Source organism: Pseudaquabacterium terrae, assembly GCF_013266755.1.
Classification (GTDB): domain Bacteria; phylum Pseudomonadota; class Gammaproteobacteria; order Burkholderiales; family Burkholderiaceae_C; genus Pseudaquabacterium; species Pseudaquabacterium terrae.
Genome location: NZ_JABRWJ010000001.1, coordinates 82942 through 105868 on the forward strand (window position 1 = coordinate 82942; position 22927 = coordinate 105868).

19 protein-coding genes are annotated in these 22927 nt (G+C 69.2%); 7 read left to right on the forward strand and 12 right to left on the reverse strand.

Translation table 11 applies throughout. The features are described from left to right. Positions 1-11: 11 nt before the first annotated feature. The 5 genes from HLB44_RS00415 to HLB44_RS00435 form a co-directional block, all read right to left on the reverse strand. Complete coding sequence (locus HLB44_RS00415) at positions 12-1013, reverse strand: NADP-dependent oxidoreductase (protein WP_173119482.1); 1002 nt, start codon at positions 1011-1013, stop codon at positions 12-14. A gap of 89 nt (positions 1014-1102) precedes the next feature. Beyond that, on the reverse strand, positions 1103-1708 hold the full coding sequence (locus HLB44_RS00420; protein WP_173119484.1) for a TetR/AcrR family transcriptional regulator: 606 nt from the start codon (positions 1706-1708) through the stop codon (positions 1103-1105). A gap of 44 nt (positions 1709-1752) precedes the next feature. Continuing rightward, positions 1753-4041, reverse strand: coding sequence for a VIT domain-containing protein (locus tag HLB44_RS00425; protein ID WP_173119486.1), 2289 nt, complete (start codon positions 4039-4041; stop codon positions 1753-1755). 36 nt (positions 4042-4077) lie between these two features. After that, positions 4078-4557 (reverse strand): helix-turn-helix domain-containing protein, encoded by a 480-nt coding sequence (locus HLB44_RS00430; protein ID WP_173119488.1) that lies wholly within the window; start codon positions 4555-4557, stop codon positions 4078-4080. A 46-nt stretch (positions 4558-4603) separates the two neighbouring features. Continuing rightward, positions 4604-5143, reverse strand: coding sequence for a M48 metallopeptidase family protein (locus HLB44_RS00435; protein WP_246311996.1), 540 nt, complete (start codon positions 5141-5143; stop codon positions 4604-4606). Positions 5144-5313: 170 nt separating this feature from the next. Here HLB44_RS00435 and HLB44_RS00440 point away from each other — a divergent pair, with 170 nt between their 5' ends. Together HLB44_RS00440 and HLB44_RS00445 are read left to right on the forward strand one after the other, a co-directional pair. Beyond that, entirely contained in the window at positions 5314-5715 is a 402-nt protein-coding gene (locus tag HLB44_RS00440) for a hypothetical protein (RefSeq protein WP_173119490.1), read from the forward strand. Between the two features lie 149 nt (positions 5716-5864). Next, complete coding sequence (locus tag HLB44_RS00445; RefSeq protein WP_173119492.1) at positions 5865-10316, forward strand: CHAT domain-containing protein; 4452 nt, start codon at positions 5865-5867, stop codon at positions 10314-10316. A 40-nt stretch (positions 10317-10356) separates the two neighbouring features. Here the strand turns inward: HLB44_RS00445 and HLB44_RS00450 are convergent, their stop codons facing one another. The 4 genes from HLB44_RS00450 to HLB44_RS00465 are packed head-to-tail and all read right to left on the reverse strand — an operon-like array spanning position 10357 to position 14383. Further along, positions 10357-10710: a heavy metal-binding domain-containing protein gene (locus HLB44_RS00450; RefSeq protein ID WP_173119494.1), complete on the reverse strand. Its 354-nt coding sequence runs from the start codon at positions 10708-10710 to the stop codon at positions 10357-10359. A 36-nt stretch (positions 10711-10746) separates the two neighbouring features. Next, positions 10747-12276 (reverse strand): amidase, encoded by a 1530-nt coding sequence (locus tag HLB44_RS00455; RefSeq protein ID WP_173119496.1) that lies wholly within the window; start codon positions 12274-12276, stop codon positions 10747-10749. A 5-nt stretch (positions 12277-12281) separates the two neighbouring features. Further along, positions 12282-13244 carry a tripartite tricarboxylate transporter substrate binding protein gene (locus HLB44_RS00460; RefSeq protein WP_173119498.1) on the reverse strand — a complete coding sequence of 321 codons (963 nt, stop codon included), beginning with the start codon at positions 13242-13244 and terminating at the stop codon, positions 12282-12284. An 11-nt stretch (positions 13245-13255) separates the two neighbouring features. Further along, positions 13256-14383, reverse strand: a complete 1128-nt coding sequence (locus tag HLB44_RS00465) for an NAD(P)/FAD-dependent oxidoreductase (protein ID WP_173119500.1) — start codon at positions 14381-14383, stop codon at positions 13256-13258. Positions 14384-14432: 49 nt separating this feature from the next. Between HLB44_RS00465 and HLB44_RS00470 the strand changes: the two genes are divergently transcribed. Beyond that, complete coding sequence (locus tag HLB44_RS00470) at positions 14433-15059, forward strand: helix-turn-helix domain-containing protein (protein ID WP_173119502.1); 627 nt, start codon at positions 14433-14435, stop codon at positions 15057-15059. A 43-nt stretch (positions 15060-15102) separates the two neighbouring features. Here the strand turns inward: HLB44_RS00470 and HLB44_RS37695 are convergent, their stop codons facing one another. Then, positions 15103-16827 carry a methyl-accepting chemotaxis protein gene (locus HLB44_RS37695; RefSeq protein WP_173119504.1) on the reverse strand — a complete coding sequence of 575 codons (1725 nt, stop codon included), beginning with the start codon at positions 16825-16827 and terminating at the stop codon, positions 15103-15105. Positions 16828-17105: 278 nt separating this feature from the next. On the opposite strand from HLB44_RS37695, the gene HLB44_RS00480 reads away from it, so the two are divergent. Together HLB44_RS00480 and HLB44_RS00485 are read left to right on the forward strand one after the other, a co-directional pair. Beyond that, positions 17106-17672 carry a histidine phosphatase family protein gene (locus HLB44_RS00480; protein ID WP_173119506.1) on the forward strand — a complete coding sequence of 189 codons (567 nt, stop codon included), beginning with the start codon at positions 17106-17108 and terminating at the stop codon, positions 17670-17672. A gap of 186 nt (positions 17673-17858) precedes the next feature. Beyond that, positions 17859-18797: a LysR family transcriptional regulator gene (locus HLB44_RS00485; protein WP_246311997.1), complete on the forward strand. Its 939-nt coding sequence runs from the start codon at positions 17859-17861 to the stop codon at positions 18795-18797. Here the strand turns inward: HLB44_RS00485 and HLB44_RS00490 are convergent. Then, positions 18738-19442: a glutathione S-transferase family protein gene (locus tag HLB44_RS00490; protein ID WP_173119510.1), complete on the reverse strand. Its 705-nt coding sequence runs from the start codon at positions 19440-19442 to the stop codon at positions 18738-18740. The two genes, HLB44_RS00485 and HLB44_RS00490, sit on opposite strands and share 60 nt — an antisense overlap. Here HLB44_RS00490 and HLB44_RS38310 point away from each other — a divergent pair. Further along, positions 19395-19865: a DNA-3-methyladenine glycosylase I gene (locus tag HLB44_RS38310; protein WP_425500754.1), complete on the forward strand. Its 471-nt coding sequence runs from the start codon at positions 19395-19397 to the stop codon at positions 19863-19865. The two genes, HLB44_RS00490 and HLB44_RS38310, sit on opposite strands and share 48 nt — an antisense overlap. On the opposite strand, the gene HLB44_RS37700 is transcribed toward HLB44_RS38310, so the two are convergent. Continuing rightward, positions 19862-19984 (reverse strand): hypothetical protein, encoded by a 123-nt coding sequence (locus tag HLB44_RS37700; protein ID WP_281375071.1) that lies wholly within the window; start codon positions 19982-19984, stop codon positions 19862-19864. The genes HLB44_RS38310 and HLB44_RS37700 overlap by 4 nt on opposite strands. 159 nt (positions 19985-20143) lie before the next feature. Between HLB44_RS37700 and HLB44_RS00500 the strand changes: the two genes are divergently transcribed. Then, positions 20144-22828 carry a winged helix-turn-helix domain-containing protein gene (locus HLB44_RS00500; RefSeq protein ID WP_173119512.1) on the forward strand — a complete coding sequence of 895 codons (2685 nt, stop codon included), beginning with the start codon at positions 20144-20146 and terminating at the stop codon, positions 22826-22828. The last annotated feature ends 99 nt before the right edge of the window (positions 22829-22927 follow it).

Genomic DNA, 22927 nt, shown 5'->3' on the forward strand with positions numbered 1-22927 from the left:
GGGAACCAGATTCACTTGATCTTGACGATCACCTTGCCCTTTGCGCGGCCGGCTTCCACGTAGGCCAGGGCCTCGTTGGTCGACTCGAATGGAAAGACCCGATCGATCACCGGGCGGATGGCCCCGGCCTCGATGAGGCGCGTGATCTCGCGCAGTTGGCTGCCATTCGCCTTCATGAAGAGGAACGAGTAGCCAATGCCTCGACCATTCGCCTTTCGCCTGACACCTGCGCTCAATAGCCGAATGACCAGTTTCACGAACCAGGGTGCCGCGATTTGCCGGCCGAATGCCGGATCGGGCGGCCCGGAAATGGAGATGAGCTTTCCGCCACGCTGGAGCACGCGAAGGGATTTATCGAGCGTCTTGCCGTCCTGGCTGTTCAGGACGACGTCGTAATCTCGCAGCACATCCTCGAAGTCCTGCGTCTTGTAGTCGATGACGACGTCTGCACCCAGGCTCTTCACGAGTGCGGCATTGGCAGCGCTCGTCGTCGTGGCGACCGTTGCCCCCAGATGCTTGGCCAACTGGATGGCGAAGGTGCCGACGCCGCCGGAGCCGGCCTGGATGAAGACCGTCTGCCCCTTCTGCAGGTCGGCCCGCTCGACCAGCGCCTGCCACGCCGTCAAGCCCACCAGCGGGATGGAGGCAGCTTCCTCCATCGTGAGGCCCTTGGGCTTGAGCGCCAGCGATGCCTCCCGGACCGGGACGAATTGCGCGAACGTGCCGATGCGGAAGTCATCGGGCCGCGCATAGACCTCGTCACCCGGCTTGAACTGCCGCACCCGGGGTCCCGCCTTGACCACGACGCCGGCCACGTCGTGGCCCAGGATGAGCGGCAGGCGATACGGCAGGATGAGCTTGAATTCGCCGTCCCTGATCTTCGCGTCCAACAGGTTCACACCCGCGGCATGGACCTCGACCAGCACCTCGTCGTCACGCAGTTCCGGCATCGGCACGTCTGCCGACCGCAACGCGCGCTTCTTTCCATAGCGTTCGAGGACAACTGCTTTCATGGGTCTTCCTTGGGCTGTCAGGCCGTTTTTCGCATGATGCTCATCATGTGTAAAGACGAGCGACGGGGCGGCAGTGTCCATCACAGGATTCAGTGACCGGCGCGGGTCAGGTGTTCGAGCGCGGCCTCGCGCAGGCTGTCCGACAGGCCCGGCTCGTCGACTGCGCGCGCCAACAGCAAGGCGCCCACCATCGTGGCGATCGTCACGAGGGCCCGCCGGTGAGCGCCGGGCTGTCCCCAGTCCGGCGACTGGCGCGCCACGAGGTCGATCATTTCCTTGATGTGCCGGGTCGCCACGCGACGCACTTCGGGCGCCTGGCGCGCCGTTTCGGAACCCAGCGCGGCCAGCGGGCATCCGACCTCGGCGTGCTCGACGTGCTCCCGGGAGAGGTAGGCCGCCAGCAGCGTGGCCAGTGCCCTGTCGGGGGGCGCGCTGGCCACGGCCTCGGCGACCGCGGCAGCGGACTCCGCGCACGCCTTGCCCGCCGCTTCGGCCAGCATCGCCTCGCGCGATCCGAAGTGCGAATAGAAGGCGCCATGCGTCAGGCCGGCCTCCTTCATGATGTCCGCGACCCCCGTGCCCTCGTAGCCGCTGCGACGGATCGCCCGCGCCGCCACCGACACGATGCGCTCATGCGTCGCATCCTTGGCCGCGGCTCGGGCGTTGAGCTTCGTGTTTCGCATGATGCGCATCATACTGGATTTCCCAGCACGGCGCACCGGGCTCACGGGTCGTGGACCTAACGTGCCATCGCCCGCTTCAAGCGCTGCGCGCGCGTATCGCCGGGAAGCGGGCCGGGCGCGAGCCGCCAGCGGTCCAGCGCCTGCATCGCCGACAGCACGACATCGGCTGCCAGCAGCGAGGCGTGGGGCGCCAGCACCGCCGTGACGGCGGCATCGTGCGCCCCGTCGATCCGCACGTTGACCCAGTGCGCGAAGACGAGCCAGGCCATGTCCTCGTCGAGGCCGAGCGCGCGCAGCACGTCGATGGCCCGCAGCAGGTCATCGTCCGGATCCTGGCGGCCGAGCTGCACCGCGAGGCCGTCCGGCGCGCCGGTCGCCCGCACATGCTCAACGACGGCGCGAGCGAAATCCTCCGGCGTGATGGCGGGGGGTGGCCCGGCGTCGTAGGGCGTCTCAGCTTCGGAGCACATCAATGAATCGAAGGCCACGGCCGGCTTGCCGCCCGCGGCCGCGATCGGTGCCGGCATCGCCGCGCAGAAATCCATCATCGGCGCTGCGGCGGCCATCGGCGTTGCGGCGGCCATCGGCATCGCGACGGATCGAACCGAGCCGGTCGCGCCCCAGCCGGCGGCCAGCATCGAGGGCACGCGCACGAGCTGCGTCTCGCCCTGCGCGCGCTGGCCTTCGGCGCGCCGGTGCACCAGCACGCAATGCGTCTGGTCCGAGATCAACTGGTGGTCGAGCGCGAGCTGCAAGGCTTCGGCGCGCTCGACCAGCGGCAGCCGCGCGGCGGCGGCCAGCCGCGGCAGCATGTCGCCGGCCAGCGCCGCATCGGTCGCGGTGCAACCCAGCTCGACCCCGCGGCCGCTCACATCGCAGGCCAGCAGCCGCAGCGGCTGCGCCGCCGCGCCGGCCGGCATCCCGGCGAACACCGTGACTGTGTCGCCCGCGAACACCGCCGCGGGCAGGGGCGTCTGCCACAGCGGCGAGCCGCCGTCGACGCGCACCTCCCGCCACGCCTGCTGGCGGATGCGCGCGAGCATGCGTTGCGCGGCCGCCTCGAGCGCCTCGCCCGGCGTCGCGAGCTCGCAGGCGCCGCCGGTGGCACCGGCCAGCCGGCGCAGCACGCTCTCGGCCGGCGACGCGCCGACACCGATCACGAACACGCGCTGGCCGGAGCGCTTCGCGAGTGCGATCAGCGTTTCGACCTCCCAGATCTCGCCATCGGTCAGCAGCAGCACGTCGGCCGCTGCGGCATCGCGCGTGAGCGGCAACGCGAACACGCCACGCAGCGCGGCGGCCATCTCGGTGCCGCCCAGCGTCGCGTCGGTCGCGTCGATCTGCGCCTGCAGCCCCCGCAGCGCCTGCGGCGTGCAGCGCATCGGTGCCATCACGTGCTGCACCGTCGAGCCGAAGCGGCTGAAAGCCACGTGGTCGGCGTCGCCCAGAGCCCGCGCGATGCCGTGCAGCGCGGCGCGCGCCGAAACGATGCTGTCGCCGCCCATCGAGCCCGAGCAGTCGACCAGCAGCTTCAGCGCAATGTGGTCGCGCTGCGGTGCCGGCGGCGGCACGAAGCTGGCCATCACGACGGTCGGCGCAAGCGTCGACGTCGCATCGCGCGCGTGCAGCGAGAACGCCGGCCGCTCTTCGCGCGGCGTGACGATCACCACGACGTCACGATCGAGCCGCGCGGTGGCGTCGAGCGTGAGGCAGACCCCGTCTGCCGTGTCGCTGCGAACCGTGCGGTGCGTCGGGCATTCGATCGCCGCGCCGGCCAGGCTGCGGCCGACCGTCACGGTCAATGCGAGCGGATAGTCCGCGAGCATCGAGACCTCCGGCACCTGCTGCGGCTGCAGGCCGCCGTGCGCCGGATCGCCGTAGCGCGGCGCGATCGTCGACGGGATCGCGATCCGCAGCCGGCCCTGCTCGAAGACGAGCAGCTGCGCGGTGCGCACTTCGAGCTCGACCTCGTCGCCGGGCTTCAGGTTGCCGAGGTTGGCGGTCACGAGGCCGTCGTGCGCCTCCAGCAGCACCGGCGCGTCGCCGTCGGCCAGCGCCTGCTCGTAGGTCGCCTCGGCCGCGGCCTTGGGCGTGATGCAACCCTCGAGCCGCGCGCCGTTGAGCGTCGACGCAAAGCCGAGCAGCACCGCGCGCGGCGGCAGCGGGAAGGTGTAGACCACCTCCAGCGTGCGCGCGCCGGTGTTGCGATAGGTCTGCCGCAGCACCAGTTCGCAGCAGATGCTGTCGAGCCGCACGTTCGCCTGCACACCGGTCAACACGGGCATGCCGGCCTCGGGATCGTGGCTCGCCAGCGTCCAGGCGGGGCTCGGTTCGTTGAGTGTCATCGTGGGGTCTCCGTGCGGACGTGTTGGGGGAGTGGCTCAGCTCGCACCGTTGCCGGTGTCGCCAGCGCCGCTGCTGTCCGACTGGCGCACGCGCCGGTAGGCCGCGTGGATCTCGCGCACGAGCGCGCGCACCTGCTCCGGGGCCAGGCCGGCGCGGCCCGGCTCGACATGCAGCTCGAGCCCGTCTGCCAGCGTCACGCGGCTCCACACCTCGACGCTGCCGGGCTTCGCCGGGCGCGGCGCGGGATCTTCCGGTGCGCCGGCGGTCAGCTCGCGAATGCGCTCGAGGCTCAGGCCGGCGTCGGCCCAGCGGCGGATCAGCAGCAGTTGCTCGACGTGGCGCCGGTGGTAGAACGCGCCGCGCGTCGTGCCCTCGGGCCGGCTGACCAGGCCCTGCTGCACGTAGTACCGGACGGTGCGCGGCGTCAGGCCGGTCAGCGTCGAGAGCTCGTCGAGCGACAGGCGGTCGTCGGCGGGAACGTCGGCAGCGGCAGCAGGGTCATCGGTCGCGGGCATGCCGCCATTTAACGGCAGTAATTTACGACAGTCAAGTGTCTCAAAGTCAGGACGGACGGTTCGGGGCTGCAGCCGGCGTCGGCGGGTCGAGCGCCGTGAGCCACAGCCGCAGGTCGAATTCCAGTTGGTGATAGTCGGGCGCCATGTGCAGGCACAGGGCATAGAACGCCTTGCCGTGCTCGCGCTCCTTCAGGTGCGCCAGCTCGTGCACGACGATCATGCGCAGGAAGTCGGCCGGGGCGTCCTTGAACAGCGCGGCGATGCGGATCTCGCGCTTGGCCTTGAGCTGGCTGCCCTGCACGCGCGAGACGGCGCTGTGCGTGCCCAGCGCGTTCATCACGAGATGGAGCCTGGCGTCGTAAGCCACCTTGGCCAGCGGCGGCGCGCTCTTCATGTGGCGCGACTTCAGCGTGTTGACGTAGTCGTACAGCGCACGATCGGTGCGCACGGCATGGGGCTCCGGATGGCGCCGCGCCACCGCCTGCGCCAGGCTGCCGTCATCGATCAGGCGCTGCACCTGGGCCAGCAGCGCGGGCGGGTAGCCCTGCAGGTAGCGGCCGGTCAGCGGCATGTCGGAGGGTTTCATCGCGCGATTCTCGGCCCGGGGCGATGGTGGGGAGTGGTCCTACGAACGTTCGCGCAGCGGGCTGACCGACAGGCCGTGCGTGTGGCTGCAGGCTGGCGATGGGTGCCTTTGCCCGGAGGCTCGGCTGCTCGGCGCGGGCCATGCGCCCAGCGCATTGAAAGGAGATGGCCGTGAAGCACACCGTGATAGGTCTCTTCGACCGATCGGCAGACGCGCGGAGTGCCGCGGAGGTCTTGAAGGGCCGCGGCTTCGACGCATCCGCCGTGAACGTCGCCCAGGACGGCGAATCGCCGGACGCCGAAGCGATCCCCCCTGCCGCCGAAATCGAGAGCGGGCCACTGACCGGTCTGCTGCATCGCGTGTCAGCCTTGTTCGGCGTGGAGGACCCCCACATCGCTCACTACGAGGAAGCCGTCCGCCGGGGCGGCAGCATTGTCCGGATCGACGCCTCCGATGAAGTGCAGGCGGCCGCGGCCCGGGACACGCTGCTCGAGCTGGGCGCCGTCAACATCGACGACCGCGTCGAGGAGTGGCAGCGAGCGGGGTGGCGCAAGCCCGAAGCAGGCGATTGACGCAGGCGGGCAGCCTCCAGGTACTTCAGGATCAACAGCATTGCCCCATTCTCGGCCCCCGGGTGCGGCGCGGCTGAGTACTTCTCTCGGTGGATGCTTCACCGACAAACCCATGGCAAATCTGCAGCCGTGCTCATAGCATCCGGCTCATGCAGGAGATTCGCGTCCTCTTCACGGCGTCGGCAGGCAACGGCCTGCTTGGCTCGCTCACTGACGCCGACGGCAAGCGCATCGGCACCGAGGTGCCCTTCACGCTGTCCCTGCCCGATGACGACTACGTCGACCTCCGCTGGTATCTGGAGGAATACATGGAGTTGCCCGATGGCGGGGCCGTCGTCCGGGCGGAGCGTATCGAGGCGAACCTGTCGAAGTGGGGCCGTCAACTGCACGACGCCCTCTTCTCCGCTCCTGAGAACAAGGCCGCGCTGAAGCTCCTGCTCGATGCCGAAGAGCCGCGCCAGCTGACCATCGCCACCAGCGACCCCGCTTTGCTGCGCCTGCCGTGGGAGCTCATGGCGGATGACGCCGGCAGCCTCGCCCTGCGCGTCTCCATCCGGCGCCAGCTCAGCACGCCGGAAAGTCTCATCCCGCGCGAAGTCCAGCTGCCGCTGCGCATCCTCTACATCGTCAGCCGCCCCGAGGACGCGGGCTTCATCGATCCGCGTGTCACGACGAAGGCCCTCGTCGCGGCGCTCGACCCGCTCGGGGCGGCCGTGAAGCTCGACTTCTGCCGCCCGCCCACGCTGAAGCGCATGGGCGAAATGCTGCGCGCGGCGCAGCAGGAAGGCGACAGCTACGACGTCGTCCACTTCGACGGCCACGGCACGTTCATGCAGCAGCAGCAGCTCGGCGCCTTGTGCTTCGAGCAGAGCGACGACGGCAGCGGCGACTCCAAGACCGACCTCGTGCCCGCCGACCAACTCGGCAACCTGCTCGCGCAGCACAAGATCCCGCTCGTCGTGCTGGAGGCCTGCCGCAGTGCGGAGATGAAATCCATCGTCTTTCGCTCGGTCGCCCCGCGCCTCATTCAGGCGGGCGTCGGCAGCGTGCTGTCGATGGGCCATGCCGTGCATGTCCAGGCGGCGACGATCCTGCTCGATCGCTTCTACCGCGAGCTGGTGCGCGGCACCACCATCGGCCACGCCGTCGCGCAGGGCCGCAGCGCGCTCGTGTCTTCACCTACGCGCTGGCTGGAATACGGCCCCGGGGCCCGCACGCTCCGGCTTCAGGACTGGTTCCTGCCGCATCTGTACCAGCGAGGTACGGACGATGCGCTGCTGCCGCCCGACCTCGCGAAGCAGCAGGCCGTGCGGCAATTCGACCTCTTCCTCAGCCACAACCACAACGACTCCACCCGCGTCGAAGCGCTTGCCCGCACGCTGTCGGAAAAGCACGGCCTGCGCGTCTGGCTGGACAAGTGGGAGTGCGATCCCGGCAAGCTCGAGCCGCAGTGCGAAGCGGGCATCCGCCACAGCCGGTTCACCGTCGTCGCCGGCTCGCAGTCGGCACTGAACTCGAACTGGGTCGAGTGGGAAATCGGCAAGCACCTCGCACTCAATCCCGAGGCTGACCACTTGCTGCCGATCAAGCTGGAGCCGCTGACTCTACCGCCCCATCTGGGCGACAACCTCTGGGTGGACTTCACCGATCCCGCGCAGGATGCGGCGAATGCCGCGCTGCTTGCCCGGCTCATCCGCACCACCGACGCGGCGGACGCGCGCAAGCGGCGTGGTTTCCGGCCACCGGCACGCCAGCGCGACGAGCACGGGCCGTTCCCACCGGCGCCGACCTACGGTTTTCATGGCCGTGCGCGGGAGTTGTTGATGCTGGAGCGGCAGTTCCGCAGCCAACGCGGCATCGTGCTGCATGCGATGGGCGGCATGGGCAAGACCACGTTGGCCACCGAGGCGGCGGACTGGTGGACGCGCAGCGGGCTCTTCCGCGACGGCGCGTGCTTCGCGAGCTTCGAGCAGTTCACCAGCGCCGAGCGCGTGGTGCAGGTGCTGGGGTGCTATGTGGCGGGGGAAAAGTTCAACCAGCTCCCCGCCGGTGAGCAGCGCAAGCGCGCGGTCGAGTTCATGCGGCAACACGCCGTGCTGCTCGTCTGGGACAACTACGAGAGCGCCCTGCCGCAGTTCAATGACGGCGCGGCGGCCATCGGCAGCCCCTACACCGACGAAGAACGCACCCGCCTCGCTGAGCTGTTCCGCGATCTCACCACCGGGCCGGGTCGCGGCGCGGTGCTCGTCACCTGCCGCCCCGGCGATACCGGCCTGCCGGGTGCCCGGCGGCACGAACTGCACGGCCTCGCCCGCGCCGACAGCCTGTGGCTGCTGGCGGAGATCCTCCAGAAACACGACCTCAAGCTCAGTGATGCGCGATTCACGCGGGAAAAGTTGGATCCCCTCCTGCGCGACCTTGCGGACCATCCGTTGTCGCTGGAACTCGTCGGCCCGCACCTGAAGACGCTGACTCCGGAAGCCATCCGCGCGGACTTCGGCACCCTGCTCACCCTTTTTCAGCAGGACGCGTCGCCGGGGCCGGATGGCAAACCGGGGCGCAACTCATCGCTGCTCGCGTCCCTCGAATTCTCACGCCGGCACCTCAGCCCCGCCGCCCGCGAGGCGCTGCCGTGGCTCGGCCTGTTCAGCGGTGGCGTGTTCGAGGACTTGCTGCTCGATGTCAGCCAGATCACCCCGGAAGCCTTGGCCCCGATCCGCCGCGAGTTGCAGAGCATCGCACTCGTGCGCCCGGAGGATGAGATTCAAATTGGTGGCCGCCCATTCCTCCGCTTTCACCCCACGCTCGCCTCAGCTGCGGCGGCCGGTGCCCTCGCGCAACAGCCGCAGACCCGGCAGCGCCTCATCCACGTCTATCTGGCCCTCAGTCAGGCGCTGGACAAGGCGATGAATGGCTCGCAATCCCGCGCAGCGCTGGCGATTCTCGATCGCGAGGAGGCTAACTACCGCACCGCCGTGCATCTAGCCATCCGCGATGGGCTGATCCGCGAGGCCGCTGCGCTGGGGATCACTCTCAAGAACTATCTCGAAAGATCCAGCCGCCTGCGCGAGCGAGATGCTTGGGTGACCATGCTGAGAGATGCCACTGCTCAGGGGACTCTCACGCCGGAAGCGGCGCTCTACGAGCAGGAAGATGCCTACCGGCGTTTCCAGCAGGGCGACCCCGAAGGTGCAGTGGAGCAACTTCAGACTCTGATCGACCGGCTCCGCTCGACCTCGGAGTTCGACTCGGCGTTCCACTTGGCACTGGCCGTTGGCGCCTTGGGCGACCTGCTCAACGACCGCGGCGCTGGGAGCCAGGCGGTCCCTTTTCTCCAGGAAGCCGTAAGCCTCTGGGAGGCTCTGATCGAGAAAGCATGGGGCCGGCCATGGGAGTCACTGCTAGCCACTGGCGATCACGTCAAAGCCTTCAAACAGCTTGGCAACCTCTCGGCGGCCATGGGCAATCTGGCGAACGCACTGTGCGACACCGGCCGGCACGATGAAGCGCTGAAGGTGGCAGAGGAGGCCCTCCAGATCGATATTCAGTACGGGAACCAACGTGAGATCGGCGTCGGCCACGGCCAATGCGCCAACATCCTCATGGCCGCCGGCCGCCATGATGAGGCCGATGCGCGCTATGAGCTCGCCGTCGCCGCCGCCCGCCAGACCGGAGACAAGGCAATTGAGGGATCACTGCTCCAGCATCAGGGTGGCCTAGCATCGAAACGCAATGAGCTCACCCGAGCCGCCCTCCTCTACCAGCAAGCGCTCCTGCGTTTTCAGGAGGCAGGCAATCCAGGCTCGATGATGCGAACCTACAACCTCCTCGGCGTTGTGGAACGTAAAGCTAGCCGTCTGGCCGAGGCCCGAGCGTGGTATGAGAAGTCCCGGAAACTAGCAGTGGACTTGAAAGACCAGGCCTGCCTCGGCCAAGCTGCCCAGAACATCAGCGTCGTCTGCCTACTGGAAGGCGAAGCCGCCCGCGAGCAGGGAGACGAGCCAGCTGCCAAGCACAGCTTTCAAATCGCCCTCCGCTCTGCGGAAGAAGGACTTCGGATCATGCAAGCCCTAGCCAATCAGCCAGACGAAGCCGGTGCCCTGAGCCAACTCGCCCTCATCCACCGCTGCCTCGGTGACCTCGCCGCCGCCGAGCACCACGCTCATGCCGCCCGCCAGATCCGCGAATCCCTCGGCTTGAAAGAAGTCTTCAAAGACTACAACACCCTGTCCCAAATCGCCGAAGCTCGTGGCGATACCGCCGCCGCCGAGTGGGCGCAGAAGCGCGATGCCATGCTCGAAGAACTCAGACGCCTTGCCGGAGGCGGTGGCGGCGTGCCGCTGAAGGCCCTGCAAGCCCTGGCCATCGCCTGCGCCCAGGCCGGCCTCAGCGGCGCCCCTCCGGGCCCTGCCGAAGCCGAAGCCCTCGCCACCCTCGACGGAATGCCTGCGCCCTTCCCCGACTTCTCCGCCACCCTCTGTCGACTGGCCAGTGGTGAGATGCCGCCCATCCCTGACGGTTTACCGACGGAGTTGCGCGACCTGCTCACGGCGACCCTGAAGGCCATGCGCGACGCAACCCAACCTCCCGGCATGCAGTGAGCGCAGTCAGGATCGGCGACCGCGGCAGCAACGCACACCCTCACCCCATCTTCACCGCCGTCCCACTCACCGCCACCATCATCATCCCGTTCGCCTCGCCCAGCACTTCGTAGTCGAAGTCGATGCCGACGATCCCGTCCGCGCCCATTTCACGCGCCGCCTCGATCATGTCCTGCAGCGCCGCGTCGCGCGCCCCGGACAGCGCGCGCTCATAACCACCGGCGCGGCCGCCGACGACGTCGCGGATCGAGCTGAACATGTCGCGGAAGATGTTGGCGCCGATGATCGCCTCACCGTTCACGACGCCCAGAAAGCGCTCGACGCGCGCGCCTTCACCATTCGGTACCACGGTGGCGAGGAAGAAGCCTTCGTCGGTCTTCGAGAACCAGCCCATGTGAATCTCCTCGGTTGAACGCACGACGATAACGCGTCACACCGCGGTGCGCCCCTCGCGCGCCGCCCCGTCGTCGCCCCCCACCAGCGGCGGATGCGTCACGATCGACTTCAACTCCGGCCGACCGGTGCGCAGCGCATCCAGGTCCGGCCGCGGCCGGCACCAGGTCGGCGACGCGGCGAAGGCCTGCTCCAGCGCCCGCGCGGCCGACAGCAGCGCCGCATCACCGCGCAGCCGGCCGATCAGCTGCAGCCCGAACGGCATGCCGTGCTCGTCGCGGCCGCAGGGCAGCGACAGCGCCGGGTTGGTGGCCAGCGTGACGACATAGGTCAGCGCCAGCCAGTGGTAGTAGTTGCGCGTCGGCTGGTCGTCGATGCGTTCGGCGAACAGCTGCTGCCACGGGAACGGCGTCATCGGCGTGGTCGGCGCGAGGATCAGGTCGAAGCGCTCGAAGGCCTGCGCGAAACGGCGCGCGATGCGCGTCTGCTCCAGGTGCGCCCAGGCGCGGTCGGCCAGCGTGATGGCGGCGGCCATCTCGACGTTGGCGCGCACGTTCGGGCCCAGCGTCTGCGGCGCCGTGCGGTACACGTCGGCGAAGGCGGCGACGAAGCTCTCCGCGCGCAGCGTGTCGAAGGCGCGGTCGGCGTCGCCGAGCTGCAGGTTCACCGGCTCGCAGGCCGCGACCCACGGGCGGATCGCCTCGACACGGTCGCGGAAGGTGCGCCGCACCTCGGGCTCGACGAGGCACAGGCCGAAGTCTTCGGTGAATCCCACGCGCAGGGTCGACAGGTCGGTGCCGGCCAGCGGCCAGAAGGACGCGCCGTTTGCAGGGTAGGACATCGGATCGTTCGGATCGAAGCCGACGCTGGCCGCCAGCTGCAGCGCGGTGTCCTCGACCGTGCGGCCCATCGGCCCCAGCACCGAGATCACCGACCAGCCGAGCGGCCGCGCGTCGTTCGCGACCAGGCCCGGCGAGGGCCGCAGCCCGACGACGCCGCACAGCGCGGCCGGAATGCGCAGCGATCCCCCCGTGTCGGAGCCGGTGGCGATCGGCAGCATGTCCACCGCCAGCGCGGCGGCCGAGCCGCCCGACGAGCCGCCCGCGTTCAGCGCCGGGTCGAACGGGTTGCCGGTGGCGCCCCACACCGGGTTGCGCGTATTGGCGCCCGCGCCCATGTCGGGCACGTTGGTCTTGGCCGTCACGATGGCGCCGGATGCGCGCAGCCGCGCCACTAACGAGTTATCACGCGCCGGCACGTTGCCTCGTTGGCCGGCGTTGCCGTAGGTCGTCAGCAGGCCGGCGGTGTCCTGCAGGTCCTTCACGCCCAGCGGCAAGCCGTGCAGCAGGCCGAGCGGCGCGCCGCGCATCACGTCGGCCTCGGCGGCGCGTGCGCTTTGGCGTGCGCGCTCGAAGTCGGTCGCGGCGATCGCATTGATCGCGGGATTGAAGGCTTCGATGCGTGCGATGCACGCGTCCATCAACTCCACCGGCGAGAGCTCGCGGCGGCCGATGAGTCTTCGCAATTCGACGGCGGATTGCTCCGGCAGGTGGGGGTCATGCGCCATGGTGCTCACTCCGTCGGGATCTTCGCCTTGTGCACGTAGGCACGCAACAGCGGCAGTTCCTTCGCGACGCGGGCCTCGTAGAACGAGCCCGGCTGCCAGGCCACGTCGACGCCGGTCTTTTCCAGGTCGCCGCGCACGCTGGCATCGGCCAGCGTATCGGCGAGCGCCTTGCCGAGCACCTGCTGCACCGCGGCGGGCAGCCCGCGCGGCGCGACGATGGTGATCCACGGCACCATCTCGTAGTCGGGGAAACCGGCTTCGGCCACCGTCGGCACGCTGGGCATCGACGGCGAGCGCTTCGCCGACGTCACGGCCAAGGCCTTCACCTTGCGCGACTGGATCATCGGCAGCGCCGCGACATTGGTGTCGAAGGTCAGCTGCACCTGGCCGCCGATCAGGTCGGTCATTGCCGGCGCGCTGCCCTTGTAGGGCACGTGCAGGAGGTCGGCGCCGGTCACCAGCTTGAACATCTCGCCTGCCAGGTGCGAGGTGGTGCCGTTGCCGAACGAGCCGTAGGCCAGCGTGCCCGGCTTGGCGCGCGCCAGCGCCACCAGCTCCTTGACGCTGTTGGCCGGAAAGGCGGGGTTCGCCAGCAGCACCAGCGGCGAGGTGCCGATGAGGCCGATCGACTCGAAGCTCTTCTGCGCGTCGTACGGCAGCTTGCTCTTCAGCGCCGGGTTGACCGTGAAGGTGGTGTTGGAGCTGATCAGCAGCGTGTAGCCGTCGGGCAGCGCCTGCGCCACCGCGCCCGCGCCGATGGCGGTGCCGGCACCCGCCTTGTTGTCGACGATCACCGTCTGGCCCAGGCGCTGCCCCATGCCCTTGGCGAGGATGCGGGCCAGGGTGTCGGTGGCACCGCCGGGGGGATAAGGCACGACGAGCGTGACCGGCTTGTCGGGAAAACCGGCCGCAGCGGCCGTGGCCGTGGTGAGCGCGGCCGCGAGCAGCAGCGTGGCACGTTTGATCATGAGGGGTCCTTTCAACGCAGGCGGTGAGGTGACGAGGCGAGCGGGTCGACGCCGTGGCTTGTCAGTGCGGAGGGCACCGGCTCGCCGCAGAGCAGCGCCGCGGCGAGCTCGGCGGCGCCGGCGGCGCTCTGGATGCCGTAGCCGCCTTGCGCCGCGAGCCAGAAGAAGGCCGGGCAGGCATCGTCCCAGCCGATCACCATCTCGCCATCGTGCACGAAGGAGCGCAGTCCCGCCCAGGTGCTGGCCGGGCGGCGGATGGTGAGCGTGGTGACGGCTTCGATCTGGTGGATGCCGAGGGCGATGTCGAGCTCCTCGGGCACCACGTCGTGCGGCAGCGTGGGGTCGGCGTTGGCCGGGGACCCCAGCAGGCGGCCGGCGTCGGGCTTGAAGTACCAGCTCTCGTCGACACCGACGACGGCGGGCCAGCCGGACACATCCACATCGGCGGGGCCGTTGAAGGTGAAGGCGCTGCGGCGGCGCGGCTCGAGGCCGACCGGGGCGGCGCCGCAGCGGGTCGCGACCTCGTCGGCCCAGGCGCCGGCGGCGTCGACGAGGGTCTGCGCCCGCACCACTTCGCCATCGGCCAGGCGCACGGTCCAGCGCGCGCCGTCGTGCGTCGCGGCGGCCAGCTCGGCGCCGCAGCGCAGCTCGCCGCCCTGCGCCCGCACTCCGCGCAGGAAGCCCTGGTGCAGGGCATGCACATCGATGTCTTGCGCGTCGCCGTCGAACAGCGCGCCGTGCACCCTGTCCGCCCGCAGGCAGGGCACGCGCGCCAGCGCGGCGGTGGCGTCCAGCGTCTGCAGCTGCGTGCCGCTGGCGGACAGCGTCTCGTGTGTCTCGCGCAGCAGCGCCTCCTGGCCGGGCGTGGCCAGGTACAGCACGCCGCGCGGCGCGAGCAGCGGCGTTTCGGTGAAGCCGCGCGGCGGGTGCTCGTAGAAGACGCGGCTGGCGCGGGTCAGCGCGCGCACGCCGGGCGGGCCGTAGCTCTCCATGAACATCGCGGCCGAGCGGCCGGTGGCGTGGTAGCCCGGCTGCGCCTCGCGCTCCAGCAGCAGCACGCTGCGGCGGCCGGCGAGGCGGTACGCGAGTGAAGCACCCGCGATGCCGGCACCGATGATGACGAGGTCGAATTCTCTCATACGAGAATTCTCGCATGCGAGAATCGTGTTTGTATATCGGGGACAAGCGATGAGTGTTTCTGCATCCGGCCGCCGCGGCCGCGGCCGCGGCCAGGCGCCCGCCGCGCTCGACCGCGTGCGCATGGGCGAGCGGCTGCGCGCCATCCGCAAGACGCAGGACCTGACGCTGAAGGCGCTGGCCGCGCGATCGGGCGTGGCCTTGTCGACGCTGTCGAAGATCGAGCTGGGGCAGATCAGCGTCAGCTACGAGAAGCTGGCCGCCGTGGCGCGGGCGCTGGCCGTCGACACCGGGGCCCTGTTCGACCCGCGCGCCGGCGCGGTGCCGGGTGCCGGGCAGCCGGTAGTCGTGCGCTCGACGCTGGACACGGCGCCCAGCTACGAGAGCGAGCACTACGACTACCGCATGCTCGCCACCGAGTTTCCGGGCAAGCGCATGACGCCGCTGCACGGCATCATCGTCGCGCGCGATCTCGCGCAGTTCCCCGACTTCGTCCGCCACCCGGGTCAGGAGTTCGTCATGGTCCTCTCAGGGCGCGTGCGCATTCACTTCGAGACTGGCGACGTGATCGAGCTCGGACGCCAGGAGTCGGCGTATTTCGACAGTGGCGTGGGGCATGCCTACGTGTCGCTCGGCAAGGCCGACGCGCAGGTGATGGTGGTGATGTCGGAACGGTGAGCGGGGTGCTGCCTGCGTGAATGCGATGCGTCGTTAGATTGGACTAGAAGCGCGCCCACTCGTCGGTCCCATTGCGCGCGGCAGTCGACATGGATGCCGGCTGCGTCGTCGCCAGCGCGGCAGCATGCGGCACGGCTGATCTGGCCTTGCCGACAGCCGTGCGCACCACGTTCCTCGCTGGATCAGCGTGGGTGGCCTGCACGAGCTTGAACACCGCAACCGCCTGCACGAGTTGCTGCGCCTGCTGCTTCAAACTCTCGGCCGCCGCCGCGCCTTCTTCGACAAGTGCCGCGTTCTGCTGCGTGGTCTGGTCCATCTGGCTGACGGCCTCGCCGACCTGTGCCACGCCAGCGCTCTGCTCCGTGTTGGCCGCACTGATTTCGCCCATGATGTCGGTCACGCGCCTGATCGACGTCACGATCTCGGTCATCGTCATGCCCGCCTGGTCGACCAGGACAGTGCCGTGCTCGACGCGCTCGACGCTGGCGGTGATCAGGCTCTTGATCTCCTTGGCGGCTTCGGCGCTGCGCTGCGCGAGGTTACGCACCTCGCCGGCCACGACCGCGAAGCCGCGACCCTGTTCGCCGGCACGAGCCGCTTCCACGGCCGCGTTGAGCGCCAGGATATTGGTCTGGAAGGCGATGCCGTCGATCACGCCGATGATGTCGGCAATCTTCTTGCTGCTCTCGTTGATGCCCTTCATCGTATCGACGACCTGGGTAACGACTTCGCCGCCCTGAGTAGCGATCGCCGAAGCGCTCAATGCCAGTTGGTTGGCCTGTCTGGCGTTGTCGGCGTTCTGTCTGACGGTCGAGCCCAGTTGCTCCATGGACGCAGCGGTCTCCTCGAGCGCGGATGCCTGCTCTTCGGTGCGGCTGGACAGATCGTTGTTGCCTTGAGCGATCTGGGCCGATGCGGTGGCCACGCCTTCGGCGTTCTCTCGCACGCCCGAGACGACGCGCGACAAGCTATCGCGCATGCTACTCAGCGACACCATCAGGCTGGTCGTGTCGCCGGGACGCAGATCGATGCTGACGCTGAGGTCTCCGTCGGCAACGCTTTGAGCCAGCGCAGCAGCCGTTGCCGGTTCAGTGCCCAGTTGCCGCACCAGGCTGCGCGTGATGGCCCACGCCAACGCGACACCCACCACGACGGCCAACGTGGCCGCGGCGAGCATCGCGTGCCAAGCCGTCGAATAGGACTGTCCTGCCGTCTGTTTGGCGCCTTCCGCAATCTCGTAGTTGTATCGGTCGACAACCCGCAGCGCATCGTGCACTTCATCGAGGGCCCTCAGGCTTGCGCCCAGCAAGTACGCGGACGCCGCCTCCTGCTGGAGCGGGTCACCGGCCGCCGCGTTGGAAAGCTCGATCAACCTGCGGTGCGTTTCCAGATAGGCGCGAAATTTGGCCGCCAGCACGGCCATGTTGGTCTTGTCACGTTCGTCGGTGAGCAGGGTCTTGACGTAGCGCTCACTGGCCTTGTTGTAGGTTTCCAGGCCCCGCTCGAACAAGGACTCCTGTTCGAGCTTGCTCTGCGGTGTCCGCTCCACCAGGTGGCGCAACTCAGCCCGACGCATCGTTTCCAGGCCGCGGCCGACGTCGGCCACCGTGTCGAGCGATGGCAGCGTGTTGAGCGAGATGTACTCGAACGCGGTCTTCATCTGACCCATCTGCCAGATCCCGACAGACGCCAGGGCCAAGGTCATGGCCAACACGATCGCAAAGCCCGCGCCGAGCCTCGTTCCGACCTTCAAATTCGACAACTTCATGGTGTGCACTCTCAGCGGAAGGTAATGAACGGGCCTAAGTCTGCCCAGCCACCCCGGTTGAAACACTCGCTTCGTCAGACAGCAAACTACCGAAGACGATCATTTATCGGTGCCGTTTGATGTTTCATGATCATTTCTGACCGCACAAATCATGAACACCGGAGGAGGTCGTGAAAGCTGCCTCACTTGTGGCTTTCACGGGGGTGCGAACTGGCGCCGCTGGTTTACACCTGCGGCATGTCGGAACCCTGAGCGGGCTGCCGCGGGGAGTGGATGCGATGCGTCGACGTGCACTGATGATCGTGGCCGCGGCCACACCCTGGCCCGCCCGCGCCACCACCGAGGACGACATCGCCGCGCGGCTGGCGGCCGGCGGCGCCGTCATGGCGTTCCGCCACGCGCTGGCACCGGGAACCTACGATCCACCCGGCTTCCGCCTCGACGACTGCAGCACCCAGCGCAACCTCAATGATCAGGGGCGCGCGCAGGCGCAGCGCATCGGCGAGTGGTTCCGCCGCCGCGGCCTCGTGCCGGCGGCGGTGCGATCGAGCCCGTGGTGCCGCTGCCTCGACACCGCGCGCCTCGCGTTCGGCCGCGCCGACCCGTGGGCGGCGCTCGGGTCGCCGCGTGCCGCTGCCGATGCGGCGAGTGACGCCAGCGGGGACGGATTGCGGCGCGCGCTCGTCGCAGCGACGGCGCGGCGCGGCCGCTTCGAGGTCTGGGTGTCGCACCAGTTCGTGCTGTCGGCGCTCGTCGGTGGCGCCACGGCGTCGGGCGAGGGGCTGCTGCTGGACGCCGCATCGGACGGCACGCCGCGGATCCTGGGCCGCCTGGCGATCGAGTGACCACAGCGGGCGCAGGCCAAGCGGGCTCCGTCGGCGGGAGCGCCGCTCATCGCAGATGCCAGCGCAACGGCTTGGTCGTCTCCCGCGTGATGACGCCTTTCGCCTCCAGATCGGCGGTCGCTCGGGCCCTATCATCGACTGCCTGGCCTGATGGGCTCCTGTCGCGACCCAGGCATGATTGCGTCCATGACGCCTGCACCCGCATCAACTGGTCTGGACTGGGACGACTTGCGCATCGCCCTGGCCATTGCTGAAAGCGGCACTCTCTCAGGGGCGGCGATCTCGCTCCACATCAGCCATCCGACGCTGTCGCGGCGGCTGCAGCGGATGGAGCGCAGGCTTGGCACGCGTCTCTTTGAGCGCATGCCCATTGGCTTGCGGCCTACCACCGCAGGTGAAGAGGTGAGAGAGCTTGCATTGCGGCTGCGTGATGACATTGCCGCACTCGAGCGCCACATCGGTGGACGCGATGAAGGGAACGTCGGCACTGTCCGGCTGACGGCGCCCGACGCTGTGTCGGAGTACCTCCTGCCGAATGTCCTGCGGACACTGTGCAGCACTCACCCACAACTGCAGATCGATCTCTTGGTCTCCAATGATGTCCTGCCGCTGGCACGGCGAACTGCCGACATCGCGTTGCGCGTGACCAGCAAGCCAGCGGAATCGCTGCGTGGGCGCCAGGTGGGCGCGGTCGCGATGGCTGTGTATGCCTCGCGTCAGCTGTTGCCTCGAGACAGACAAGCTCTCCCTGGCGCGCCGTGGATCGGATTCGACGCCAGCCTCGCCTGCAGCGGTCCTGGTGTCTGGCTCGCTCGGAATGTCCCCGAGAGCGCCGTACGATTTCGGGCCAACACGCTGCTCGGAGCAGCGCAGGCGGTCAAGTCGGGGATCGGCTTTGGCGTTCTGCCTTGCTTTGTTGGGCAGTCCCTTGCAGGTGTGGACCAGGTGGGTGAGCCCATTTCCGAGCTCTCTCAGCCGCTCTGGTTGCTCATGCACGCAGACACCGCAAGCATTCCCCGTGTGCGGGCGGCAAGCGCCGCGCTTGCCGCCGAGATCAAGAAGGCGTCAGGCCTTCTGACCGGCTACGGCAGTAGCGAGAGGGACCAGGCTGCTCAGCACGCGTGAGAGGTGAGACCCGTGCTCGAGAAGGTACCGCCTGAAGACATGCCCGTAGTTCGGCACCACGGCATGGCGAACCGAGGGGCGCTCGGCCAGCGCGCGACGGTACGACGGCACCGCGCCGAGGCCGGCGAAGATGCCGAAGTCCCCGATGTCATCGAATGTGTCGAAGAGCCTGAAGACAGGGGCGAATGCCGCGTCGACCAGGCCGAAGCGAGTGCCGCAGAAATACGGACCGGCGCCGAGGTGCTGTTCCAACCGCCGAAACCGTCCGGCCAGATCCGCGCACTTGCGATCGAAGGCAGCGGCGTCCGGCGCCGTGTAGAAACCGAACACATCGGCGATGACGGCTGAGGCGAACTCTGCCCAGGCGCGCTCGCGTGCCCGTTCCAGCGGACCCGACGACCACATCGGGGTCGCGGGCACGACGTCTTCGATGTACTCGCAGATCACAGCAGTCTCGAAGAGCGCCTCGTCGCCGACCCGGAGGACGGGCACCTTGCCGAGCGGGGACAGCTGAACGAACCAGGCCGGCTTGGCTGCCAAGTCGATGTAGGTGCGCTCGTACGGCAGGCCCTTCTCGGTGAGCTGAATGGCGGCGCGTTGGGTGTACGGGCACAGCAGGTTGCTGATGAGTTCGAAGCGGGTCATGAAAAGGTCCGGGTCAATGAAGGCCCCGACGGTAGGCGCTCGCGGGCGCACGCAACATCGAAAAGATGCTCAGGCTGCTGTGCAGGAACGTTCAGCCGCCGTCGGGTTTCGCGAGCAGTAGGGTCAAGCCATGACGACAACGCTCAACGCGCGCTGGAGTTGATCCAGGCCGAACGGTCGCTGGCTGCCTTCGTGTGGCGCTACGAGTCGCCGAACAACGAGGGTGTGCCGCAGACGGCCTCGACGTCGGCGCAGTCCATTGCGCTGTCCAAGGCGTTGAAGGCGCGCGGATGGAAGTTCGTCGGGCCCACCACCGTCTTCGCCTTCATGCAAGCCATAGGCCTGCTGAACGATCATGCGGAGGCTTGCGTGATCAGGGACGAGGTGCGCGCGGCTCGCGCCGCCTTCGAGCCGCCCTGCTAGGCCGTGCCGCGCGAAACGCGCTTTTTCTTCTGCTTGGCCACAGGCAGCGGTGCGTTGTGCTCGAGCGAAAGGTCGATCCAGAATTTCAACGCTTCAGCGATCGAAGGGGTGGCGCTCAAGAAGCCTCCGCGGTGTGCGTCTGGCCGTATTCTCGGGCTGCAGAGGGCGCCTCGCCGACGCCGGCCGCACGGGCTGGGCTCTCGCGGCCCCCCTAGAATTTCGGCTTCATCAGCACCCCGAGAACCCCGCCCGTGACAACCGAGCCAGCCGCCCTGCCAATGCCAACGGGTGTCGCGCTGACCAAGTTCCGGGTGCCGCGACCGCGGCGTGATTTCGTGCGCCGCGATGCCCTGCTGGCCCACCTGCGCCAGCTCACGCTGGACACGCCGGTGACCTTGATATGCGCGCCGGCGGGCTCGGGCAAGACCACCTTGATGGTGCAGCTCGCCGCAGCGGATGCGCCGGGCGAACTGGCGGTCTGGGTGGCGCTGGACGACAGCGACAACAACCCGGCCCGGCTGCTGGCGACGCTGGTGCAGTCGCTGCTGCCGCTCGACATGGCCTGGGAGATGGACCCGCGCGCGCTGGTGGCCAACGTCACGGGCAGCGGCCCCGAGGCGCGCGCCGTGCTGGCCGGCATCGTCAACGCGCTGTGCACCGTGCCGGCCCAGCGCGTGGTCTGGCTGCTCGACGACCTGCACCGCATCACCGACCCGAACGCCGTCAGCCTGCTCGATTCGTTGATCGAGCGCCTGCCCGAGCACGTGGCGCTGGTGCTGGGCTCACGCACCGAGCCGGCCCTGCCGCTGGCCCGGCTGCGCGCCCACGGTGAGCTGGGCGAGATCGACGCCAGCCCGCTGCGCTTCGACGAACCCACCGTCATCGCGTTGGCACAGCACCGCTGGGGCAGCGCGCCGGCGCTCGAGGTCGTGCGCGACACGCTGGCGCGCACCGGTGGCTGGGCGGTCGGCGTGAATCTGATGCTGGCCTCCAGCACCGGCACGGGCATCGTGCGGCCAGCCCTGCAGCACGAGACGCCGCGGCGGGCCCTGTTCGACTTTCTGGCCCAGGAGGTCCTCGATGAGCTGCCGCCGGACTTGCGCGACTTCGCGGTCGACTGTGCCGTGCTGCCCGAGCTGAACCCGGCCCGCTGCCAGGCCGTGACGCTGCGCAGCGACAGCCGCGACGCGCTCGACGCCCTGCTGCGCCGCCACTTGTTCCTGAGCGTGGTCGAAGACAGCCAGCCGGTGCTGCGCTTCCATGACCTGTTTCGCGACTTCCTGCTGGCGCAACTGGCGCGCAAGCCGGCGGCCCATGTGCGCCTGCTGCACGAGCGCGCTGCGGCGGCCGAAGAGCTGCCGGAGCGCGCGATCAGCCACTGGCTGGATGCCGGGCGCTGGATCGCAGCGGCCGACCTGATCGTGCACCATGGGCTGCGCCTGGCCAGCGAAGGGGCGTATGCAACGCTGGAGCGCTGGGTCGAACGGCTGCCGGCCGACGTCGTGGCGGCCGATCCGCGGCTGGCCTTGCTGCGCACCGAATGCGCCTGGTCGCGCTGGGACTGGGAGCAGGTGCTGCTGCATGCGGCACCGGCAGCCGTTGGCCTGGAGCAGTCGGGCGACCTGCCCGGCCAGCTGCGGGCCCAGCTGCTGTTGGCTGCCACGCTCGGCGCGCTGGGCCACCTGGAAGAACGCGCGGCGCTGACCGAGCGCACCTTGCGCCTGGACCTGCCTGCCAGCGACGCGGCGCAGTTCCATCTGCAGCGGGCGTGGAGCGATTTTTCGCTCGGCCACAGCGGGCAGGTCGGCAAGCACCTGGCGACGATGAACGCGCTGGTGGCCGAGGACCCGGCGCGTTATGCACCGCAGGTGGCGCCCACCCTCAACTGCCACTTCGGCGGCCTGCCCGGCGTGACCGAGGCCTACCTGCAGTTTGCGGCGCTGTGCGACTCGGTGCCCAAGCCGGCCGCGATGCCCTGGCATTCGACGCCCGTGGTGCTCGGTGCCTGGGCTGCCCTGTGGCAGGCGCGCCGCGGCGGTGCCACGCAGGCGCTGCGGCGTGCCGAGGAGATCCAGCATCGCTTCGGCAAGGTGCGCTACGTGCTGCTCGACGCCACCCACCTGCAGGCGCTGCTGCTGGCGGCGACCGGCGAATTCGACGCCGCACGCCAGGTCCTCGAGGCCCTGCTGGCGGACCTGGCGTCCAGCGATGCCGAAGGCCTGCGCCGCGTGTGGCAGCGGCCCTACCGCAGCGTGCTGGCCCGCACGCTGTGGATGGCGCAGGATGGCCCCGGGCTGGCGGCCCAGGCCGCCTGGCTCGAAGGGCCGCTGCGCCACCGCGAATGGCCGCTGACCGCGGGCGCGGTGGACAGCGTTCGCGGCCAGGCCGCCCTGCTGGCCGGTGCGCTGGACGCTGCGCAGGACGCACTGGAGACAGCGGTCGCGCACCACGCCCGCTACCCGGCGCCGGCGTTTTATGCCGACCCCCGGGTGGCGCTCGCCGGCGTCCACCTGCGGCGCCACGATCCGGCCCTCGCCTGGGCCACGGTGGCGCCCGTGCTGCAGGAGATCGCTCGCGATGGCACGCCCGGCCGCTTGCTGCTGGAACCCGCTCCGCTGGTCGACAGCCTGCTGGCGCTGTGCCCGGCCAAGGCGCCCCACGCCGCCCAGGTGGCGGGGCTGCAGCAGACGCTGGCCGGTTGGCGCGCGGCAGCCGCGCACACGGCCGCCGACACGACCCCTCGGGCCGAGCCGGCGCCGCTGGGCCCGCCGGGGTTACGGCTGACCGAACGCGAGCGCGAAGTGCTCGAGCTGGTGGCGCAGGGCCTGTCCAACAAGCTGCTGGCGCGGCAGCTCTCGCTGAGCGCGCACACCGTCAAGCGCCATCTCGCCAACATCCTCGACAAGCTCGACTGCGACAACCGGGTCCAGGCGGCAGCGCTGTGGCGGCGCGACACAAACTGAAGCGCCCAGCGGCACGTCAGCCGACGGGCATGGCTCTTTCGGGCGATGAGGCGGCCGGCTGCGCTGCCGATACTGGCAGCCTCGACTCCTGGCCGACGG

Excerpts from the sequence above, each read along its gene's own strand:
- HLB44_RS00415 (WP_173119482.1), bottom strand. The coding sequence starts at position 1,013 with ATGAAAGCAGTTGTCCTCGAACGCTATGGAAAGAAGCGCGCGTTGCGG.
- HLB44_RS00420 (WP_173119484.1), bottom strand. The coding sequence starts at position 1,708 with ATGATGCGCATCATGCGAAACACGAAGCTCAACGCCCGAGCCGCGGCC.
- HLB44_RS00425 (WP_173119486.1), bottom strand. The coding sequence starts at position 4,041 with ATGACACTCAACGAACCGAGCCCCGCCTGGACGCTGGCGAGCCACGAT.
- HLB44_RS00430 (WP_173119488.1), bottom strand. The coding sequence starts at position 4,557 with ATGCCCGCGACCGATGACCCTGCTGCCGCTGCCGACGTTCCCGCCGAC.
- HLB44_RS00435 (WP_246311996.1), bottom strand. The coding sequence starts at position 5,143 with ATGAAACCCTCCGACATGCCGCTGACCGGCCGCTACCTGCAGGGCTAC.
- HLB44_RS00445 (WP_173119492.1), top strand. The coding sequence starts at position 5,865 with ATGCAGGAGATTCGCGTCCTCTTCACGGCGTCGGCAGGCAACGGCCTG.
- HLB44_RS00450 (WP_173119494.1), bottom strand. The coding sequence starts at position 10,710 with ATGGGCTGGTTCTCGAAGACCGACGAAGGCTTCTTCCTCGCCACCGTG.
- HLB44_RS00455 (WP_173119496.1), bottom strand. The coding sequence starts at position 12,276 with ATGGCGCATGACCCCCACCTGCCGGAGCAATCCGCCGTCGAATTGCGA.
- HLB44_RS00460 (WP_173119498.1), bottom strand. The coding sequence starts at position 13,244 with ATGATCAAACGTGCCACGCTGCTGCTCGCGGCCGCGCTCACCACGGCC.
- HLB44_RS00465 (WP_173119500.1), bottom strand. The coding sequence starts at position 14,383 with ATGAGAGAATTCGACCTCGTCATCATCGGTGCCGGCATCGCGGGTGCT.
- HLB44_RS00470 (WP_173119502.1), top strand. The coding sequence starts at position 14,433 with ATGAGTGTTTCTGCATCCGGCCGCCGCGGCCGCGGCCGCGGCCAGGCG.
- HLB44_RS37695 (WP_173119504.1), bottom strand. The coding sequence starts at position 16,827 with ATGAAGTTGTCGAATTTGAAGGTCGGAACGAGGCTCGGCGCGGGCTTT.
- HLB44_RS00480 (WP_173119506.1), top strand. The coding sequence starts at position 17,106 with ATGCGTCGACGTGCACTGATGATCGTGGCCGCGGCCACACCCTGGCCC.
- HLB44_RS00485 (WP_246311997.1), top strand. The coding sequence starts at position 17,859 with ATGACGCCTGCACCCGCATCAACTGGTCTGGACTGGGACGACTTGCGC.
- HLB44_RS00490 (WP_173119510.1), bottom strand. The coding sequence starts at position 19,442 with ATGACCCGCTTCGAACTCATCAGCAACCTGCTGTGCCCGTACACCCAA.
- HLB44_RS00500 (WP_173119512.1), top strand. The coding sequence starts at position 20,144 with ATGCCAACGGGTGTCGCGCTGACCAAGTTCCGGGTGCCGCGACCGCGG.